Origin of the sequence: Mesorhizobium sp. M7A.F.Ca.US.002.01.1.1 (assembly GCF_004022955.1) — a bacterium.
GTDB lineage: Bacteria > Pseudomonadota > Alphaproteobacteria > Rhizobiales > Rhizobiaceae > Mesorhizobium > Mesorhizobium ciceri.
The window spans coordinates 1-16,663 of the sequence record NZ_RZQE01000090.1 but is presented as its reverse complement, the minus strand read 5'-3'; the positions used below and the strand labels follow the sequence as shown (position 1 = coordinate 16,663).

The following is a 16,663-nucleotide window of genomic DNA, read 5'->3' as shown; positions in this document are numbered from 1 at the left end:
GGCATCGGAAGGCCGGCGATCCTGGCGTGGGAAACCGCCGGCAGCGTCAGATAAGCTGCCGCAAGCGCACCGCAGATCGGCGAGGCCACCATTTCGCGCAGCTTGTAGCGATGCCGCGACAGCGCGCGCAGAACGCCGCCGGCGAGACCCGCCGCCACGACCGGTCCCTTGATGCCGAGCAGGTCGAAAAGATCGTTCATCATGGCCTCCAGCCGCAAAGTTTCTGGCCCTTTTCGTTGTGAGCCAGGATCGCCGCCACCGACGCGTCGGAAAGGGCCGCCGCCTCTGCCCTTGTCGGCCGGATGGGATGCCCGGCCGCGCAGAACGATCCACCTGATGTGGTGCAGCCGGCCAGCAGGAGCGAGAGCGCTATGATTTTGACCATCTGGCCAGCCTCCCTCTGTTGTCGTCCGGCGCCCGGCCGGCGACGGCATCGTCGATCTCCTGGGCTTCGGTGCGCGCCGCGGCGTCGGCGGCATCCTGCCTGGCCTTCTGGTTGGCCTTGCCCTTGGCGTAGGCCGTCCAGACACCGGCGAGCGCGGCGCCCATTGCCAGAAGATACGGCCAGGCCTGGCCAAGCAGCGCGAAAGCGAGTGTTCCCATCTCATGTCTCCTTGGCCGGCGCGACCATGCCGCGCGGCCCGTCACGCACCGCGTTGATGATGATCTTGGCAAGGGCAATGGCGCCGCTGATCTGAAGGGCAGTGCGGTCGCTCACGCCGAGCAGCGTCCAGTCAAAGCCGGCGAGCGCGCCGCCGCAGATGATGGCGATCAGCGTGTTGAGGAGATTGTGCAGCGCATTGGTGTTGAACCATGTCATCGAAACAGGCTCCCGAAAAAATCGGCGATCTGATGCCGGACGGCCGCGAGCGCTCCGGCCATGAGAACGAGGATGCCGGCCACGGCAGCCGTCTTGCCGCCGGGCGTCGGCTGCTCGAGACGAACCGACGGCGCCCCATTGGCCGATGTTTCGACCCTGGGCGGCGCCGCCGCGGTCACCGGTGCGGCGGGGCGCTGCGCCGACATCAGCAGGGCCTGAACCCGCACCGACCTGACCCGATCCGACCAGCCGCGCCCGAATGTTGCCCATGTCGGCAACCGCTTCAGGAACGCCAGCCGCGCATCGCAAAGTGCATCGATGGTCACACCGGCCGGCTTTGCCTTGGCCGCCGCGACGGTGACCGGTCCGATCCGGCCGTCCTGCGCAACGCCGACGGCCGCCTGCAGATATTTGGCCGCCCGGCCAGGCCCGCTGTTGACGGCGAAATCGAATACCGCGTGATCGACGCCATCGGGCAACTCGGCGCCGAGCACAGCGTCCCAGTAGAAGCGGCGATAAACGGTGGCGACCTGCGCGTCGCTGATCGCGCGCAGATCCGCCTTTGTCGCGCCCGCCTTCACATAGCGGCGGAAGCTGGCAAGCGTCACGCCCTTCATGGTGGCGCCGCCAGGATCAGACGGATTGTCCGACCACCCGCCTTCCGATTTGAGAACAAGCGCAAGCGCCCGCGCGAAGTTGCGGTCCATGGTGTTTCCTTTCCTCATTGAACTATGGTCGGGGGAGACCGTTGGAGGAACCTCACGGTCTAGGAAATGCGAGGCGGGAAGCGCGGGCGCTTCAGTCGATGAGCGATGCGATGATCAGGAAGTCCGCAGTCGGAGAAAACCTTGAACCGGGCAAGCCGTGGATATGAGTCACGCACCTTGCCAGAGGCAGGGCCGGCGCGTTTACTTTCGGCTGCTGATTCCAGCTCGTAAGGAACCGAGATGATCTTGGAAGCTATTCGGAACGTGCGCGATGTTGGCTTTGAAATTCTTACCGCCGGCAGAAGAACGGTAACAGTCCGGAACATCACGCTGTCTTTGGATGGCGTTTCCCGCCGCATGCGGTACGTGATGGCCAGAGGTTACGAGGATCAAGATGCGGCTCTTGCTTTGCGCTTCCTGAGTCGCCACGACAAGGTTCTGGAGGCCGGCAGCGCGATCGGCTTCATGGCGTTGAACTGCATGATCGACATCGGCATCGATGACTACTGCATGGTCGAAGCAAACCCTCGCCTAGAGGCATCCATCCGCGAGAATTTTCGCCTCAATGGGATAAGCTTGCCCATTCTTAGGACCGTCGCTGTAGGTCCGTCCGACGGTTCTATCAGCTTCGGTATAAGCCGAAATTTCTGGTCGTCCAGCGCGTTGCCTCGAGACAACGAAGTCGAACGACTCACAATACCTATGCTCTCAATCCCGACAATCGTTTCAGACCTGCCGTTTAGGCCAACCGTCTTAATCATGGATATCGAAGGCGCCGAAACGAGCATTCCGCCAAACCATTTTGAGTTATTTGAAAAACTCATCATCGAGTTCCACCCCAAATTGACCGGCCCTGCCGAAGCGCTGGAGTTGGAGCGGAACATAACCAGGCGTGGATTTACAGAGTTTGGCCGAACTGGGGGAACAATCGCGTTTATAAAAGGCGCAGTGATAGCCGATTCGAGGTGAGACAGCCGTGAGACCAATTGCTTTCATTGCCATTGCCGTCGGACTTGGAGCTGTCATGACTATCGGCGTCCTAACATTCGCTACTCCCAAGGCTCCCAAAGCCGTGCCGAAGCTGGCAGAAATAAAGGACATCAAAGGTCGACTGACCGTGCTCACCGCTAGTTCGTTCGAGGTGAATGGCACTTCCATCGTTCTCTGTGGAGTTAGGCCATCAGGTACGACGTCTGCGGAAAAAGTAGCCCAGAGCGTTAGGCTTTCTTATGAAAATGCCTATGTGAAATGTAAGCCTGTTGGCGGCGGCACCCCATGCGATGGGAAGACGGTGGCAACCTTGGGTAGATTTGTCGTAGCGCAATGCAAGATTAACGGGGCGCTTGACTTGGCAACGGCGTTGACAGACTCCGGCATTCTTTGCGGGACAATCCCTACGTACAAGTCCTGCTAGAACCATGTCGCACTATTACGCAAAAACGCAAAGTATTCCCATTGCGACGCAGTCGACTTTTGCTGAAAAACTGAAGACAATTTACGCCGCCTCTGCCGTCATCGCAATGAGTCTGCAAAGTGTCTATCTGCCTCAATTCGGGGTAGCCGCCTTTTGCTACCTCGGGCTTCTCATGCTGATCCCGCTATTAAATGCGCCGGTCAAGGCGAATTCTTTTTGGATCGTTGCTTTCCTACTAGTCGGGATGTGCGGAACTTTCACCGAAGATGGCGGCACTAAAGCAGTCCTAGGCACTATTGGCAGCAGCTTGGCTCTCATCCTCGTTCCAGCTTGCTTTGCCAGAGACAGTCGTCCTTTGTTGGTTGGTTTGCGATGGGCGATCGCTGCGCACGCGCTTATGGTCCTGTTCCAGATTTTCTATTTCGTGGCGTTCCGAACTTATTTTGACCCGCTTGCAAGTCTTGGCCTTGGTGATCAGACGGTCATGAGTAAGAAAGGACTTGAGCTTGCCGTCGGCAGAGTGCCGCGCTTTGCAGGCTTGTCGAATGAACCGGGTACCCATTCGACTATGATCGCAAGCCTGCTTGCTGGCGAGTATGCCCTCTCGCGCAAGCTCTCTAAGGTCTCAATTTTAGGCATTCTTTCAGCGATCGCGACGATGTCGCTGGGCGGCATGATGTTCGTCGCAATGTTCTGCGGAATTGTTGGGCTCCACCAATTTTTTGCCGTTCGAAGATGGAGGATTCTTGTCGCCGCCGGCGGCATAGCGCTGCTTTCAATCACTATATATTGGGCATTGCTGAATCTTGAAACAAGATCGCAACTCTATATCGAAGGCACGCAGCACGATCAGATGATGGAGTGGGCATTTTCCTACCAGCGGATAACGTTGTTTGGCCTAAGCGAAAATCAGATACCGATGTTCTTCACATTTGGCTATCTCGGCGTTGGCCTCGACTTTCTGCTCCGATACGGCTTATGGGCAGTTATAGGGATTGCCATGTATTTGTTGAGCTTGCCGCTCTTGGGCATTGGCCTGTCGATTGTGTTGTTGGCCACAAAATTGAAGCTGACGTATCCTCTAGTTTTCGTCATCCTCGCAACGATCAACTTAGGCATGACGCAGTACCCTTACGCAAAGTTGCGAATTCATCCTAGGCTTCGAAATCCCCTGACCAGCCGATAGCCGAACTGACAACCCACAGTCCTACCGTATAGGCCTCCAGGGTTACACGCTCGCCGGGATCGAGAATGAGATATTTGCCTGCACCGCCGCCCTTGATCGTGTCCGTCCCGTTGGGCTCGATGTTCATGACATGGGTTGCGTGTACTCCGGCAAAGCCGATCCGAAGGCCAGGCACGGCAGGCGGCAGCGTATGTGTGCACGTCGCGCCGGCGCCGTTGTTGTGGCAGAGTGCCCGGTTGTGAAGCCCGGACAGCGTTGTGTTAACGCTCAGATTGATCGGCACACTCGACGTCCCCTGCAGGCCGGGATTGTTGCCGCCAATAAACCTGGTCACGGTGCCGGCCGTGATGGAACTGCCGGTGCCATCGCCAACCCATTCCGTCATGTCAAAGCCATCGACCAGCATTTCGTCTATCGCGCCGCCGGTGGTTACCCGAAAGGCAACGCCAATGGAGGTCGGGTTCTTCAGGGCGATGTCCCTGAGACTGGCTTTGCGCAGCCGTTGGCCCACCGAAAGATTGAACCGGACGCCATGCGACTGGGTGTTTCCCCTGATGCCAGAAAGGCTAAGGCTCGCCGGTGTCACTACGTTCGCAACGACAATGGCGTCGGTCGAGCAGTTCATCAACGTGCCCGGGCCGATCGCAAGTGGCGTCTGGTAGGGCGCGGCGATTACGGCTGTGGCACCTGACGTTCCGCCCGTGATAGTCTCGCCAGCCCGAAAGATGCCGGCCGAACCGCGCACATAGATGCGCTGGGTCGCGCTGTTTGCCGTTTTGGCAATCGCAGAGGTGCCTCCAGTGATTGTTTCAGCGGCCTGAAACGTTCCGCTTATCGGCAAGACCCTCAGCACGTTGGCAAAGAAGTCGACCAAGATGCCCGTCGCGCCGGATGAACCGCCTGTCACCGTCTCACCGAGTTCATAGTCGAGGGTTGAACCGGTAATGACGATTTCAAAATGTTGGAACCGCAGGGTTCCGGTCGAGCCAGAGGTGCCGCCGCTGATCGTTTCGCTAATCGCAAACGATCCAACTTGCGAGCTGAGGGCGAACTGATATTCGCCGTTTGGTTCCAATTGCAGGGCTGTGTTGTAGCGATCGATGTACCAGTTATCGAGCCGGCCCGACTGAATCTGAACGCCGAAGACGTTACCGGCAGAACTACCGGAGAGCCGGTTGCCGATTGCCTTGACATTCGAAATGACGATCTCGCTGTTGGCGTCAGTCGCAGCTACGCCAATCAGACAGTCATTCGCCACCACGTTAGTTATGATCCCTCGCGGATCTCGCGCACCGGTCATCTCCACCCAGACACCGGCGGAGGGGCTGTCGAGATGTGCATCGGCGAAAACCCCGTCGACCAACACGTCGGTGGTGTTTAGATTCCCCGTATAGGTCAACACGACACCGTCGCGTTTGCACTTCGCCGACCGGATGTTGCGCAGGATCGGCTTGCGGACGCCGGCCACGTAAACCGTGTCGCCAAACTCGCCGCCGGTTGGCGTGACGATGTTATAGCCGTCAATGTCCTCAATCGTCGGGCTGTCGACACAGAGCGCCATCACACCGGCAAGGCCGAGATTACGGACTTTCACGCCGCGGATTGTCGGCCGCTTCCGGCGTGCACCAGTGGAGAGGCCGACGCGAATACCGATAGAAGCCTGGTAGCCGGCATGTGATCCACCATCAATCGTGAGGTCCCCGTCTATCAGGACGTCATCGGCAGCGATATCGATGACGGGATGGTGGCCGGTAACGGCACCGACTGGCGCGCGCAGGATCAGGGCAGAGCCGCCCAGGCATTCGACGCGCTTCTTCGCTGTCGAGATCGTATGGTTGCCGTCGGTCTGGTAGGAGCCGTCAATCAGCACATGCGGATAGCTGCCCGCGAGCAGTGCACTGATAGCAGCCGTGGCATTCACACCGCCACCACGCGCCCCGAGCATTGATGCCGTCACCGGGGTTGAGGCGAGCGTATAGCCTGTTTTCGTCATGCCATCGCTCAGCGTGATCACCAAATCCCCGACATTCGTTCCATTCTTGCGGTACACAGCGCCGCTGCCTGCCACCTGAGAGCTGTCGTAGAAGGCGGTGCGGATGTATGTGGGCGCAACCGCCGGCGAGTATGCCTCCGCAGTCGCCTTTGTCGCGAATTGCGGATCGAGCACGGTCGTCATGGCGCCCGTCGCTACGTCCGCCGCGGCCTGGGCCTGGTCGATGATGCCTTGCGCGGCTGCCTGGATATCGCCGACGGTGTCGTCGGACTGGTAGAACGACAGCACAATGTCGTCGGTGCCGATCACAGGGTTCAGCGTCTGGAAGGCGAAGCTGCACTCACCCCGTCAACCATTTTCTGAGAAAAAATTCCTAGTCTGGTCGAAACTCCCGCGCTGAGCGACGCTGGCAAAGCGCATAAAACCCTGCTTTTGCCGGCGGCTGGTCATAAGCCGGCAGGTGTGAAATCATTCGTCGAAGCTCATGGAATGATTCCCGTCGCACGGCCTTGTGGGAGAGGACGATGGACAGACCAGCCATGGCATCCGTGTTCAGGATGCGACATGCACCAGCCACGGTTTCCGGCGTGTGCAGCACCGGCCAGGGTCAGGCCGATCCAGTCATCCGCGTGCATTCGCTGGGCGAAGCCATCCGTTTCGTCGCCAACGCCTACCCCCAATACGACGTCGGCGCCGTCGCCATCAGCTGTGGGGATGTTTCGATCGGCAGCCTCGGCAACCTGGAGGTCAAGGCGCTGTGGCGCGAATATGGCGAACGGCTGACGCAGGAATAGGCGTTCGCCCGCAGACTTTCTGGAGCGGAAATGCCGCTCGTGCGTTTCAACCCCAGCCACGGGAGCAATCGCCATGAATGTCGCCAACCTGCAACTCGAAGGCCTGTTGATGGCCGTCGCCTCGATCAATCGTCTCCTGGTTCAAAAGGGGGTGCTGACGGCGGAGGAAATCGACCTGGCCCTGCGCAAGACCGAGGCCGGCGAAACCAACGAGGAACGATCCGAAGGCATGTCCGCATCCAGCCGCGACGCCGTCAACTTTCCGATCCGGCTGCTGGAACTCGCCAACCAGTGCCAGCCGGAGGCGGAGCTGCCGTCCTTCTCAAAGCTGGCCCGCATGGTCGGCAAGATAAAGGAACCCTACAACGACCAGCTGTGAACGGTGCCGGCGGGCCGGCATGCGTCCGCGGTGGCCCACTGCCCTCGCCTCAAGCCCTGCCCGGCCATCCCAAATTGAGCGAAAGCACCTTGCCCGGTCCATGTACCGCCGCAAACAGCAGTCCGGCCAGGAACGAAAAATGGTCGATGAAGAAGCCGAACTCGGCCTGGTTGCCGGCCCAGTGGCTGGGTCCGTGGAAGGCAAGGGCCAGGAACAGCACATAGGCGGCGGCGACAAGGGCCGCCTGCGTGAAGAAGGCGCCGGTCAGGAAGCACAGCACCAGCGCGACTTCCAGGATCGCCGCGCACCAGGCCAGGAACAGCGGAAACGGAAAGCCGGCGGCGGCGATATAGCCGGCGGTGGCCGCCATGCCCATGAATTTGAACGTCACCGCCATCAGGAAGACGCCGGCGAAAATCAGCCGGGCGATGAGAAGGGCCGCGGTCTGCCACGGCGATTGAGTGATTTGCGACGACATGCTCGTTCTCCAGCTTTGCAGGTTGCTCGCTCCTAGGACGCGCGACGGACGCCAGATCCGACACACCAGGCCAATTTTTCTCGACAGGGCGCTTGCCGCGGGTCGAAGCAGGCTTCGAAGCCTCACACCGACGGCAAGGAGCGATCTTCGGTTTGCCGGCCGACGGTATAGCGTTGCTCGCTCAAAGGGGGAAACGGACATGGCCAAGGCATTGACCATTGGCGCACCGCGGCATCCGGCGATGAGCACCGCCTACGAACAGGAATGCAGGGATATGCTGGCTCCGCATCTCGACGCCCTGCTCCGCAAGGTCGAGGCTGCCGGCTGGGACCGCGGGCAGGCCACCTCGGCGCTCATGTATCTCGCCGCGATGCGGCTGAAGCCGGCCTGACGACACGCCGGCCCGAACGGCTTTCCGGCGCATCGCGCGATTGAAACTTGTTGGTAATCACGAATGTGATATTGTTAGCCGGGGCTAATGCAGCGGTGTGCCGGTGCAGCAATTTTGGGTGGGCTGAAATTTGCGAACAAGCGTCAGGTTTGGGGCGATACCTCGTGGCGTGGGGTCGGCGACGCTGGAATGCAGCGGCTGCGGCGGCGCTGGCCAGGTCTTCCAATGTCCGCGCTGGACGAGTTCCAACGGCCATTGTTGCCCTGCCGGCACCCACCGGCGCGGCTGCCCCGGCCTCAGCGCGGCATGCTCCGAATGTGACGGCGACCACGCTGCCGACGCCGACCCGATGCGGCCATCGGCCTGATACAGGCCGGTTGCAGCCTGGCCGTGTCGCCTGGTGGAACCGGCGGCGCCGATCTGTGTTATGTCGTGTTGATCGCGGGCGCCGAAGGTTGCGCGTTTCCCCGACAACAGAAAGCGAGGCCTGAGATGGCTGACGACAAGTCGAAGACGAAACAGGACCGCAAGCAGGTCTCGGGCGAAGAGCCCTACGAGGTTGCCGCCTTTGCCCGCAAATACGGCATTCCGCCAAGCGAGGCACAGACCATCATCAAGCGCTACGGACCCTCGCGCAAGAAGCTCGACGCCCATATGGCGGCCCGCGGCTAGCCGAAACCATTTCGCCTGGGCGGCGTTGAAGACGCTGCGGGCCGTGTCAACCGGGCCTGGTGGTACGGTGAACAGGATGTCTTTTTCCCGGTTTCTCATCCTGGCCAACGAAACGGCAGACGAGCATCTGTCCCACCCGGCCCGCAGCGCCACGCATTGAGGGAGGTCGTCATGTCCGACACCATACGCAGGACCGGCAGCTGCCTGTGCGGCGGCGTGCAGTTCGAGGTTCACGGCGCGCCGCTGCGCGTCGGCCTGTGCCATTGCAAGGATTGCCGCAAGGCCGGCGGTTCGGTCTATTCGGCCTTTGCCATCTGGCCGCGCGAGGCCTTCGAGACCACCGGCCTCGTCAGCTCCTATGGCACGCGCAGCTTTTGCCCGACATGCGGCGGCCGCGTCGCCTGGGTCGACGACAACGAGGCCGAGGTGGCAATCGGCAGCCTCGACATCGCGCCGACCGATCTCGTGCCCGAATATGAATTGTGGACCTCCAGGCGCGAGACCTGGCTGCACGCTTTGCCAGGCGCCGAACAGTTCGAGCATGACCGCCCAGCCACGTACAACGCCGAAGCGCCGACGCCGAGATCGCTGTCGGACATCGACGCAGAGATTTGATCTCCGGGCAAGGGAACCCTGCCCTGCCGCCGACGTTACCGGACGCCTCTCACGCATGTCGCCCGGCGACTTGCGGCAATCATGGAGACGACCGTTGAACGACAAGATGTTTCCCCGCCCCATCAGGCTGAAATTCGCGCCTGAGCGCGAGCGCATCATCCGCAGCGCCTGGGAAGGCCTGGAATGCCTCGGCGACTGGCCGGCTGGCCAGGGACGGCGCTACCGGGCGGCGTTGCGCAGCTGCCGCGATGCGCTGGATGGCTGGACGCCGCCGGAAAAAGCGATGCGGGCGGTGATCGACGCCGCGCGCGAAGCAAAACTCCTGCAGTAGTTGGAAAACAGGACATGTCTGAGCTCATTTTGCCCACACCGATGCGGATCAAGCCGCATGGGTCGGACACGATCCGCGACGTCGCCACGCTCAGGGATGCCAGCGAAATCCTGATCGATTGGCCGCAGGCCAAGCGCGGCCCGTTCTACCAGGCGGCGCGCGAGAAGGTCGAAGCCGCATTGGAAACCCAGAGAGGCGCCGCCGAGGCGCAGGAAGCGTTCGCAGCGCTCTGCAGCCACGCCGGCGTCTTGGTGCGGTAGGTGTCAAAGGAAGCAGACGTCGTGCCTCGCCTGCTTTGTCATTTCGTTGGAAGCTCGCCCTGGACAATCGGCTGAGAGGTTTCGAATCCAAAGCTCTTCGGCACCAGAAGAATCAATGCAATCACGATGGCGATCGACGCAAGCAACGTGGCTGTGGCTGCAATATCTCTCACGATAATCTCTCCAAATTCCAAGTCGTGAGAAAAACGCTCCCGAGAAAACGAGGTTCCATTAGCTTGTGCGGTAATACCAGTGAGCCGGCGTTTATTGCTTCGGCGGCTGGGGTGGAACTTCACCCGGCTTGATCACCGGCGTCTTGCCTTCGTCGGGGGCCGGCGCCGCCATGCCCTGGTCTCCCGTCGGGGGCGGTTTCAGCACGCCGCCGCAGTCGTTGAGCTTCGCGGTCAAATTGCCGTCATCGGCTTGCTTTTCAGGCTGCTGTTTTGCCCCTTGCCCGGTCTGAGCCCTGCATTTGTCGGCCTGCGGCGCCTGGCTGTCGTTCTGCTGCTGGGCTGCGGCCGGCACTGCCAGCGCCAGCATAAGGCCGAATGGCATGATGGCGAGAGTTCTCATCCCTGCCTCCTTCTTTCTTTCACGGTCGCCCGCGGCGACCTTCCCTTCACAGGGACAACGCCTGTCGACGAAAAAGGTTGGCCGCGTCGCCGGGCGGCATTGCAACCAAACCCGTTCGCCGGCCGTTGCGCGTGCCGGAGGCGGTCATGTTCGAAGGTTTTCAAGGCGCGGAAATCGACACCGGCGATGCCGGCATATTCTGCCTGCGTGCCGGGACCGGGCCGCCATTGCTGTTGCTGCACGGCTTTCCGCAGACGCATCTGATGTGGCGCGACATCGCGCCCGCTCTGGCCAGCCGGTTCAGCGTCGTCTGCGCCGATTTGCGCGGCTATGGCGGCAGCTCCTGTCCGGCGTCCACTCCGGACCACGCACCCTATGCCAAGCGCGCCATGGCGGACGATTTGGTGAGGCTGATGGAGAAGCTGGGTTTCAGCAGCTTCATGGTCGCCGGCCATGATCGCGGCGGGCGTGTCGCCTACCGCATGGCGCTCGACCATCCGGGCAGCATCGACAGGCTCGCCGTCCTCGACATCGTGCCGACCGCGGATGCCTGGGACCGCGCCGACGCCAGGCTGGCGCTGGGCTATTGGCCATGGTCGCTGCTGGCGCAGCCCGAGCCATTGCCCGAAAAGATCCTGTCCGGCGCCGCCGAGGCGATCGTCGACAATGCGCTCAACGGCTGGGGCTCACAGCCATCGGCGTTTCCAGCCGAAGTGCGTCGGGCCTATGTCGAGGCCCTGCGTACGCCTGCCCACGCCCATGCCATCTGCGAGGAATATCGGGCGGCAGCCACGCTCGACCGCGAGCATGACCATGCCGACAAGGCAGCCGGCCGGCGCATCCGCTGCCCGCTGCTGGCGCTATGGAGCGGTCAGGGCGCGTTGGCGGATTGGTATGCCGGCGAAGGCGGGCCGCTGGCGCTGTGGCGCGGCTGGGCTGAGGATGTGCGCGGCCAGGCGATGCCGGGTGGACACTTCTTCCCCGAGGAGGACCCGGCGCGGACGGCCGATCTGCTGGCCGGCTTCTTCAGTGAGACCGGTCACCGCATCTCCGCGCGATCGGAGTTACCTTCGCCCTCCCCTTGATGGGTCAGGACGTTTCGGTTTCAGGCAGGTCAGCGCCGAGCTGCGGAACGATGATCGAATCCAGCGGCGCCGTCAGCGACCAGCTGAGATGGCCCGGGCTGCGATCCAGCACCGCCAAGCCGTTCAGCGATTGCGGCGCGACCCGTTGCAGGACGACGGTGCCGAAACCCTTGCGCGTGCTTTCGTCTTGCCGCCCCCCGGGCCGCTCTCCCTCACGCACCGGCATCGTCTCGTCCCAGAGCAGATGGATTTCCAGCTTGTCCGAAGCGCCTTCGACGATCCGCCAGGTGATCTCCAGCCGCCCGGCCTCGCTCGCCAGCGCGCCATATTTGGAAGAGTTGGTGCCGAGTTCATGGAACGCCATGCCGAGATTTTGCACGGCATTCGGCTGCAGGGTCAAAAGCGGTCCGGAAAGCGATACCCGCGCCTCGTGGCCGAACGGCTTGAGCTGCTCCTGGGCAAGGTCGAAGAGGCTGGCGCCGGCCCATTCCGAGTTCACCAGCAGATCGTGCGACCGCGACAGCGCCATGATGCGGGAACGGATCATCTCCTCGAACTCGCGCGGATCGGTCGAGCGTTTGCTGGTCTCCCGGATCATCGAGAGTATCACCGCGAACTGGTTCTTGACGCGATGGTTCACCTCGCGGAGCAAAAGCCTGATCCGACGCTCGCTCTCCTTGCTGGCGGTGATGTCGCGGGCGATCTTCGATGCGCCGATGATCTCGCCGGACGCATTCCTGATCGGCGAAATGGTCAGCGACACGGCGATGAGGCCGCCATCCTTGCGCCGGCGGATAGTCTCATAGCTGGCCAGGAGTTCGCCCTTGCGAACCCGGCTGATGATGTCGGTCTCTTCATCCTTGAGATGATCGGGGATGAGCATGAGCACGGAGCGGCCGACGGCCTCTTCGGCGGTGTAGCCGAACATGCGTTGCGCCGCCGCGTTCCAACTGGTGATGATGCTGTTCAGGTCCTTGCTGACGATGGCGTCGAAGGACGAATCGACAATCGCCGCCAGCCGAGCGTGGGCAGTGATTTCGAGCAGGCTATCGACGCTTGCCAATTCTGTCATTGCCCCGTCGTGGCCCCACCTTGCCGCCTCCCGCCAGCGTCCGGGCATGCGTGAGGATTTCCCTCGTGCCAGAAATGCCTGACCGGGCATTTTGGTTGCAGTCGGTGCGCAACATTCCGCATTTGCGGTCGCGGACACGCATGTCACGATAATGCCCGGCCCTCCATCTCGGCAATGCCTCTGCGGCCGTAGATGCCGATCCAGTCGAGCTGCTGTAAGCTCGGTGACCGCTTCGCCCTGTCCGTCTTATCGGCCTGCTTTTTCGGAGCCAGCGTCGTTGGGCGGCGCAACGGGCACTGCATCGGCGTCGGGATTCCTTTGCGGACAGTCCTCGTAGCTGTGGTCGCGTCCGCCGCAGAAGGAACAGCACATGGCCTCGCGATCCCCGCTTCCGGGCCGCCATTGCGGAGTTTTGTAGGGCTTCCTGCCATCCATCCCCAGCAATGCACGACGGACCATTTGGTTGCGCTGCCACAGACGGCGAGCCGGCGGTTGCGGAACCACCCGGCGGGATGCGAGTTTCGGCCGATATGTCCATTCGAGGAACAGCCATGCCAATGCGCCGAATTGCCTTGACGGCAGCGATCCTGCTGGCCGCGACCGGCCTCGCCGAAGCCAGGCCCGACACCCGCACGATGAGTTGCGACCAGCTCCGGCAACTGCTCCAAAGCCGCCATGCCGTGGTGCTGACCACAGGCCCCAACACCTATGACCGCTATGTCAGGCAGTTCGGCAACGAATGCGACTGGCCGGAGGTGCCGATGTCGGCCTATGTCCCGACCCGTGACGGCAGCTGCCCGGTCTACCGCTGCGAGGAACCTGTCACCAACTTTCCGGACTGACACCGCGCTTCCAATCGGCTTTGCCGCCGCAGTGCGTTGATCCCGGCGCGCGAACCGGCTAGGGGTGGGGCGCAACGTGCATTTTCCCGCTTCGTCTAATGGTAGGACAGCGCCCTTTGAAGGCGTGAATCGAGGTTCGAGCCCTTGAGCGGGAACCAGCAACCAAGCGCTTGGCTGGTTCGAAGCCGCGCGCAGACTGGCCAGCCAGCTTCAGCACATTAGCGCGCGCTTGTATTTCACTCGAAGCAGGATCATCATCCAGGCCGTCAGTGGCTTGAAGGGGTACAGCGCATGGAACTGAGTTGCTTTGACGGGGGCGTCCTTGCGTCGACGATGTCCCTGAACGTCACGGCGGTTTTCATGATATTGGCCGCATTTGCCGCATTTCGGCTGGTTGCAATGTCAGGCGAAGGTTCTGTCGACCAACTCCAGACGGCGTAGCCGGCAGAGAACCTCCCGTGCAGGAGAACGGCATATGGCCGCGAGAAAGGTGATAGCCGTCAAGGACTGGTCTTGCGGCATGAGCGACGAGCTTGGCCGCGTCGTGCTGACCATCAACCCGACCGAGGGTGAGCCCATCCTGGTTTTGATGACAATTTTCCAGGCGGCAAGGATGGCCGGGGAATTGCGGGCGCCGAAACTCGTCTCCATACCCCGGTGATGCCACGCCCCTGGCAAGGCGGATCAAGCTCGCCGGGGCAGCCCCAACGCCCCCAGCGGGCCCTGTTGCTCCGTTACGATGAACAATGGAGCAATTAGTGTTTTACGGATCTGGGCGCCGTCAAGTTGCATCCGGCTCCTGAAACCATTTCGCGGACCCCGCGTTGACCACCGGGCCGACACAGGAGACATCTCATGACCGTCAACTGCCGCATATCGATCGACAACCGGCCGGAGGCCACGGACGCGGTTTTTCAGGCGGTTCCGCGGATCGGCGAAAGCGTTGCGCTGTCGATCGATGGAACCACGCAGGATCTGCGGGTATCGCGTGTCGTGCACGTCACCAATGGCAGCCTGGAAGGTGCCGCGATCGTCGTCGAAGTGACGACCAACATCCTCTGAATCGAGAGTTATGGTCCGCTGGGCCGGCCGGCACCGCGTTGCGGCGACCGGCAGCCTGAAAGGACTGGAGCGGCTCACGCGCGGTGACCCGCTACTCCTTGCCGCTTTCGGAAATGCCGTTGCCGCCGGCGGTTGGCAGGATGCCGAAGTCTTGCGACTTCGCCCCTTGCTCCGCCGTCAGGAAGCCGTCCGAGGCAAGCCCGCGCCGCAGCAATTCCCTGACCGCGGCCGAACGGCTCGGCATACGCTTGTCGAAGCGCCAGTTTTCCAGCGCAGCCAGCTCGTCTGACGTCAGCATGATCTGCAACCGTTCCGGGCGTTCCAGTTCAGTCATCGCGCTCCCTCGCTCAGGATCCCGATACCTCGAATGAGTATTCAACTCGCTTACCTAATAGTTAGGAAAGCGCTCCTAGCGCGTCAAGACCTCGCGATGAGTGAACTGCTTCTCATGCGCATGATGAGCCTGATGGTATTCGGCGTAAGGCGCATACTTGCATAACTATGCTAACTAGCTGATTTGTTTAGATATTATTTAATTCGTGACTTGCCAAGACGAAGCCTCTGCCGCATTGTGCAACCTGAACAGAAAACCGTTCCCTTTGGGAGGTTTCGATGCGGTATGATTACTCGGCGCGACTGCGCGATGACGTCCGTTCAGCGGTCCAGATCGCCTTCAGGAAGACCGGCATCGTCAGTATCACGGCGGTGGCGGAACATGTAAGGGTCAGGAACCTGGCCGAAAACATCGCCCTCGAGGACGTCGAATACCTTGTCTTCCAGGCAGCCCAGCTGATTGGCGCCGCAATTGAATTCGACGGGCTCACCAATTTCGACGGCGTGGCTGGCCTGTTCGTGGATGGTCTCGGTGGCGACGATGGCGGGCGGATGATCGCCCAACGCGACGGGCCTGGTCCGGCCACCCTGCAGTAAGACGGTACCGGCTGAACAGGGGGCCTTCTCAAAAGGCCGCCCTGCTGTTTCTGAACCGGGTGATGACCGGAGCCGTTCCGTCAGGCAGAGCCGGCGATTTGTGAGGCGAAGTCGCGATAGGGACGCGGAGGGCGGCCCAGAAGCGCGGTCAGGCGCTCGACGTCGCCGGCCTCGGGCAGCATGCCGTCGGTCAGGAACCGTTCGCCCATCAAGCGCATGTCGTAGGCCATCCAGGCAGGCAGGAACTGCTTGAGATTCTGCTCGAAACCTTCGGTGTTGTCGCCGCCGTAGCTGATCGGCCGGGCGAGCACGTCGGACCAGATGGCCGCGATATCCGTCCCGGTCAGTGTCTGCGGACCGACGAGGTTGATCCGCTCGAGCGCAAGCGGCTCCGCGGACCGTTCGCGGCGCAGCAGCTCGAGAGCGGCGATCTCGGCGATATCACGCACATCGACCATGGCGAGGCCTTTGGCGCCGATCGGCATTGTGTAGGTGCCGTAGCCGGTGATGACGTCTTCGATCATCAGGTCGTTCTGGATGAAATAGGCCGGGCGCAGGATCGTAGCCTGGAAGCCCATCTGCTCGATCATTCGCTCGACGCCGAACTTGCCGGCGAAATGCGGCACGTTCACATACACGTCGGCATGGATCACCGAGAGATAGACGATCCGCTCGATGCCCGCCGATCGGGCGACATTCAGCGCGACCAAAGCCTGGGTGAATTCGTCCGGCACCACGGCGTTCAAGAGGAACAGGGTGGAAACGCCGGACATGGCTTTGCGCAGTGAATCGACATCGAGAAAGTCGCCTTGCGCGACCGATACGCCCGCCGGGAAGCTGGCTTTCGACGGATCGCGGACGAGAGCACGGACGTCGGCGCCGCGCTTGACGAGGTGCTCGACGACTTGGCGGCCAACATTGCCTGTGGCGCCGGTAACGAGGATGGTCATGGAATTTCTCCTGTTGGGTTGCTTGACAGGCCCAATATGTGTGGCTCACAAACACTCAAACAGACCGAAATTTTAGACGCACCGTCTCACTGGTGGAACACCTATGGAT

Annotated in this window: 25 protein-coding genes, 1 tRNA gene and 1 pseudogene; 15 read left to right on the top strand and 12 right to left on the bottom strand. The window is 61.6% G+C overall.

Features of this window, described 5'->3' with window-relative positions:
* The 5 genes and pseudogenes from EN932_RS12090 to EN932_RS12070 form a co-directional block, all read right to left on the bottom strand.
* Positions 1-200 (bottom strand): annotated as a pseudogene (locus tag EN932_RS12090) (hypothetical protein); the annotation flags it as partial.
* Positions 200-385 carry a hypothetical protein gene (locus EN932_RS12085; protein ID WP_013530788.1) on the bottom strand — a complete coding sequence of 62 codons (186 nt, stop codon included), beginning with the start codon at positions 383-385 and terminating at the stop codon, positions 200-202. The pseudogene EN932_RS12090 and the gene EN932_RS12085, both read right to left, overlap by 1 nt.
* A complete protein-coding gene (locus EN932_RS12080) occupies positions 370-603 on the bottom strand; it encodes a phage-related exported protein (RefSeq protein WP_013530787.1) in 234 nt (77 codons plus the stop codon). Before EN932_RS12080 ends, EN932_RS12085 begins: the two co-directional genes overlap by 16 nt.
* A 1-nt stretch (position 604) precedes the next feature.
* A complete protein-coding gene (locus EN932_RS12075; RefSeq protein ID WP_063168557.1) occupies positions 605-820 on the bottom strand; it encodes a hypothetical protein in 216 nt (71 codons plus the stop codon).
* Positions 817-1,527 (bottom strand): glycosyl hydrolase 108 family protein, encoded by a 711-nt coding sequence (locus EN932_RS12070; protein WP_127368807.1) that lies wholly within the window; start codon positions 1,525-1,527, stop codon positions 817-819. The genes EN932_RS12075 and EN932_RS12070 overlap by 4 nt, the downstream gene beginning before the upstream one ends.
* Before the next feature lie 240 nt (positions 1,528-1,767).
* On the opposite strand from EN932_RS12070, the gene EN932_RS12065 reads away from it, so the two are divergent.
* On the top strand, positions 1,768-2,496 hold the full coding sequence (locus EN932_RS12065) for an FkbM family methyltransferase (protein ID WP_013530784.1): 729 nt from the start codon (positions 1,768-1,770) through the stop codon (positions 2,494-2,496).
* Between the two features lie 449 nt (positions 2,497-2,945).
* The gene (locus EN932_RS12055; protein ID WP_013530782.1) at positions 2,946-4,127 is read left to right on the top strand and encodes a hypothetical protein; all 1,182 of its coding nucleotides are present in this window, start codon (positions 2,946-2,948) and stop codon (positions 4,125-4,127) included.
* Here EN932_RS12055 and EN932_RS12050 read toward each other — a convergent pair.
* Positions 4,096-6,429 (bottom strand): hypothetical protein, encoded by a 2,334-nt coding sequence (locus tag EN932_RS12050; protein ID WP_127368806.1) that lies wholly within the window; start codon positions 6,427-6,429, stop codon positions 4,096-4,098. The genes EN932_RS12055 and EN932_RS12050 overlap by 32 nt on opposite strands.
* A gap of 215 nt (positions 6,430-6,644) precedes the next feature.
* Between EN932_RS12050 and EN932_RS12045 the strand changes: the two genes are divergently transcribed.
* Both EN932_RS12045 and EN932_RS12040 read left to right on the top strand, forming a co-directional pair.
* Positions 6,645-6,914 (top strand): hypothetical protein, encoded by a 270-nt coding sequence (locus EN932_RS12045; RefSeq protein ID WP_127368805.1) that lies wholly within the window; start codon positions 6,645-6,647, stop codon positions 6,912-6,914.
* 73 nt (positions 6,915-6,987) lie between these two features.
* Positions 6,988-7,293 (top strand): hypothetical protein, encoded by a 306-nt coding sequence (locus EN932_RS12040; RefSeq protein WP_013530780.1) that lies wholly within the window; start codon positions 6,988-6,990, stop codon positions 7,291-7,293.
* Between the two features lie 49 nt (positions 7,294-7,342).
* Here the strand turns inward: EN932_RS12040 and EN932_RS12035 are convergent, their stop codons facing one another.
* Positions 7,343-7,771: a DoxX family protein gene (locus EN932_RS12035; protein WP_063168563.1), complete on the bottom strand. Its 429-nt coding sequence runs from the start codon at positions 7,769-7,771 to the stop codon at positions 7,343-7,345.
* Positions 7,772-7,970: 199 nt separating this feature from the next.
* On the opposite strand from EN932_RS12035, the gene EN932_RS12030 reads away from it, so the two are divergent.
* From EN932_RS12030 to EN932_RS12010, 5 genes are all read left to right on the top strand, one after another.
* Entirely contained in the window at positions 7,971-8,162 is a 192-nt protein-coding gene (locus tag EN932_RS12030) for a hypothetical protein (RefSeq protein ID WP_127368804.1), read from the top strand.
* Positions 8,163-8,654: 492 nt separating this feature from the next.
* Positions 8,655-8,834 carry a DUF3606 domain-containing protein gene (locus tag EN932_RS12025; RefSeq protein ID WP_013530777.1) on the top strand — a complete coding sequence of 60 codons (180 nt, stop codon included), beginning with the start codon at positions 8,655-8,657 and terminating at the stop codon, positions 8,832-8,834.
* 171 nt (positions 8,835-9,005) lie between these two features.
* Complete coding sequence (locus EN932_RS12020; protein WP_127370569.1) at positions 9,006-9,449, top strand: GFA family protein; 444 nt, start codon at positions 9,006-9,008, stop codon at positions 9,447-9,449.
* Positions 9,450-9,543: 94 nt separating this feature from the next.
* Positions 9,544-9,780: a DUF982 domain-containing protein gene (locus EN932_RS12015; RefSeq protein WP_027035115.1), complete on the top strand. Its 237-nt coding sequence runs from the start codon at positions 9,544-9,546 to the stop codon at positions 9,778-9,780.
* Positions 9,781-9,794: 14 nt separating this feature from the next.
* Positions 9,795-10,040, top strand: coding sequence for a DUF982 domain-containing protein (locus tag EN932_RS12010; protein WP_127384746.1), 246 nt, complete (start codon positions 9,795-9,797; stop codon positions 10,038-10,040).
* Between the two features lie 38 nt (positions 10,041-10,078).
* On the opposite strand, the gene EN932_RS39510 is transcribed toward EN932_RS12010, so the two are convergent.
* Together EN932_RS39510 and EN932_RS12005 are read right to left on the bottom strand one after the other, a co-directional pair.
* Positions 10,079-10,213: a hypothetical protein gene (locus EN932_RS39510; RefSeq protein ID WP_263484935.1), complete on the bottom strand. Its 135-nt coding sequence runs from the start codon at positions 10,211-10,213 to the stop codon at positions 10,079-10,081.
* Between the two features lie 91 nt (positions 10,214-10,304).
* On the bottom strand, positions 10,305-10,613 hold the full coding sequence (locus EN932_RS12005) for a hypothetical protein (RefSeq protein WP_127370214.1): 309 nt from the start codon (positions 10,611-10,613) through the stop codon (positions 10,305-10,307).
* Positions 10,614-10,759: 146 nt separating this feature from the next.
* Between EN932_RS12005 and EN932_RS12000 the strand changes: the two genes are divergently transcribed.
* The gene (locus EN932_RS12000; RefSeq protein WP_127370215.1) at positions 10,760-11,698 is read left to right on the top strand and encodes an alpha/beta hydrolase; all 939 of its coding nucleotides are present in this window, start codon (positions 10,760-10,762) and stop codon (positions 11,696-11,698) included.
* 4 nt (positions 11,699-11,702) lie between these two features.
* On the opposite strand, the gene EN932_RS11995 is transcribed toward EN932_RS12000, so the two are convergent.
* Entirely contained in the window at positions 11,703-12,770 is a 1,068-nt protein-coding gene (locus EN932_RS11995; protein WP_013530772.1) for a PAS domain S-box protein, read from the bottom strand.
* A gap of 551 nt (positions 12,771-13,321) precedes the next feature.
* Here EN932_RS11995 and EN932_RS11985 point away from each other — a divergent pair.
* The 4 genes from EN932_RS11985 to EN932_RS11970 all read left to right on the top strand — a co-directional run bounded on the left by EN932_RS11985 (position 13,322) and on the right by EN932_RS11970 (position 14,674).
* Positions 13,322-13,612 (top strand): hypothetical protein, encoded by a 291-nt coding sequence (locus EN932_RS11985; protein ID WP_013530770.1) that lies wholly within the window; start codon positions 13,322-13,324, stop codon positions 13,610-13,612.
* An 84-nt stretch (positions 13,613-13,696) separates the two neighbouring features.
* Positions 13,697-13,770: transfer RNA gene (locus tag EN932_RS11980), tRNA-Gln, on the top strand.
* Between the two features lie 317 nt (positions 13,771-14,087).
* Positions 14,088-14,273 carry a hypothetical protein gene (locus EN932_RS11975; protein ID WP_013530769.1) on the top strand — a complete coding sequence of 62 codons (186 nt, stop codon included), beginning with the start codon at positions 14,088-14,090 and terminating at the stop codon, positions 14,271-14,273.
* Positions 14,274-14,467: 194 nt separating this feature from the next.
* Positions 14,468-14,674: a hypothetical protein gene (locus tag EN932_RS11970; RefSeq protein ID WP_013530768.1), complete on the top strand. Its 207-nt coding sequence runs from the start codon at positions 14,468-14,470 to the stop codon at positions 14,672-14,674.
* 91 nt (positions 14,675-14,765) lie between these two features.
* Here EN932_RS11970 and EN932_RS11965 read toward each other — a convergent pair whose 3' ends face one another.
* A complete protein-coding gene (locus tag EN932_RS11965) occupies positions 14,766-15,008 on the bottom strand; it encodes a hypothetical protein (RefSeq protein WP_013530767.1) in 243 nt (80 codons plus the stop codon).
* 278 nt (positions 15,009-15,286) lie between these two features.
* Here EN932_RS11965 and EN932_RS11960 point away from each other — a divergent pair, with 278 nt between their 5' ends.
* Entirely contained in the window at positions 15,287-15,604 is a 318-nt protein-coding gene (locus tag EN932_RS11960) for a hypothetical protein (RefSeq protein WP_013530766.1), read from the top strand.
* 80 nt (positions 15,605-15,684) lie between these two features.
* On the opposite strand, the gene EN932_RS11955 is transcribed toward EN932_RS11960, so the two are convergent.
* Positions 15,685-16,554: an NmrA/HSCARG family protein gene (locus tag EN932_RS11955; RefSeq protein WP_127369700.1), complete on the bottom strand. Its 870-nt coding sequence runs from the start codon at positions 16,552-16,554 to the stop codon at positions 15,685-15,687.
* Between the last annotated feature and the right edge of the window lie 109 nt (positions 16,555-16,663).

What these genes read in the sequence shown, in the direction of transcription:
- EN932_RS12085 (WP_013530788.1), bottom strand. Translation starts at nt 385, where the DNA reads ATGGTCAAAATCATAGCGCTCTCGCTCCTGCTGGCCGGCTGCACCACA.
- EN932_RS11970 (WP_013530768.1), top strand. Translation starts at nt 14,468, where the DNA reads ATGACCGTCAACTGCCGCATATCGATCGACAACCGGCCGGAGGCCACG.
- EN932_RS12025 (WP_013530777.1), top strand. Translation starts at nt 8,655, where the DNA reads ATGGCTGACGACAAGTCGAAGACGAAACAGGACCGCAAGCAGGTCTCG.
- EN932_RS12080 (WP_013530787.1), bottom strand. Translation starts at nt 603, where the DNA reads ATGGGAACACTCGCTTTCGCGCTGCTTGGCCAGGCCTGGCCGTATCTT.
- EN932_RS11960 (WP_013530766.1), top strand. Translation starts at nt 15,287, where the DNA reads ATGCGGTATGATTACTCGGCGCGACTGCGCGATGACGTCCGTTCAGCG.
- EN932_RS12040 (WP_013530780.1), top strand. Translation starts at nt 6,988, where the DNA reads ATGAATGTCGCCAACCTGCAACTCGAAGGCCTGTTGATGGCCGTCGCC.
- EN932_RS12065 (WP_013530784.1), top strand. Translation starts at nt 1,768, where the DNA reads ATGATCTTGGAAGCTATTCGGAACGTGCGCGATGTTGGCTTTGAAATT.
- EN932_RS12070 (WP_127368807.1), bottom strand. Translation starts at nt 1,527, where the DNA reads ATGGACCGCAACTTCGCGCGGGCGCTTGCGCTTGTTCTCAAATCGGAA.
- EN932_RS11955 (WP_127369700.1), bottom strand. Translation starts at nt 16,554, where the DNA reads ATGACCATCCTCGTTACCGGCGCCACAGGCAATGTTGGCCGCCAAGTC.
- EN932_RS11985 (WP_013530770.1), top strand. Translation starts at nt 13,322, where the DNA reads ATGCCAATGCGCCGAATTGCCTTGACGGCAGCGATCCTGCTGGCCGCG.
- EN932_RS12030 (WP_127368804.1), top strand. Translation starts at nt 7,971, where the DNA reads ATGGCCAAGGCATTGACCATTGGCGCACCGCGGCATCCGGCGATGAGC.
- EN932_RS12075 (WP_063168557.1), bottom strand. Translation starts at nt 820, where the DNA reads ATGACATGGTTCAACACCAATGCGCTGCACAATCTCCTCAACACGCTG.
- EN932_RS11965 (WP_013530767.1), bottom strand. Translation starts at nt 15,008, where the DNA reads ATGACTGAACTGGAACGCCCGGAACGGTTGCAGATCATGCTGACGTCA.
- EN932_RS12035 (WP_063168563.1), bottom strand. Translation starts at nt 7,771, where the DNA reads ATGTCGTCGCAAATCACTCAATCGCCGTGGCAGACCGCGGCCCTTCTC.
- EN932_RS12055 (WP_013530782.1), top strand. Translation starts at nt 2,946, where the DNA reads ATGTCGCACTATTACGCAAAAACGCAAAGTATTCCCATTGCGACGCAG.
- EN932_RS11975 (WP_013530769.1), top strand. Translation starts at nt 14,088, where the DNA reads ATGGCCGCGAGAAAGGTGATAGCCGTCAAGGACTGGTCTTGCGGCATG.
- EN932_RS12020 (WP_127370569.1), top strand. Translation starts at nt 9,006, where the DNA reads ATGTCCGACACCATACGCAGGACCGGCAGCTGCCTGTGCGGCGGCGTG.
- EN932_RS12005 (WP_127370214.1), bottom strand. Translation starts at nt 10,613, where the DNA reads ATGAGAACTCTCGCCATCATGCCATTCGGCCTTATGCTGGCGCTGGCA.
- EN932_RS12045 (WP_127368805.1), top strand. Translation starts at nt 6,645, where the DNA reads ATGGACAGACCAGCCATGGCATCCGTGTTCAGGATGCGACATGCACCA.
- EN932_RS12000 (WP_127370215.1), top strand. Translation starts at nt 10,760, where the DNA reads ATGTTCGAAGGTTTTCAAGGCGCGGAAATCGACACCGGCGATGCCGGC.
- EN932_RS11995 (WP_013530772.1), bottom strand. Translation starts at nt 12,770, where the DNA reads ATGACAGAATTGGCAAGCGTCGATAGCCTGCTCGAAATCACTGCCCAC.
- EN932_RS12010 (WP_127384746.1), top strand. Translation starts at nt 9,795, where the DNA reads ATGTCTGAGCTCATTTTGCCCACACCGATGCGGATCAAGCCGCATGGG.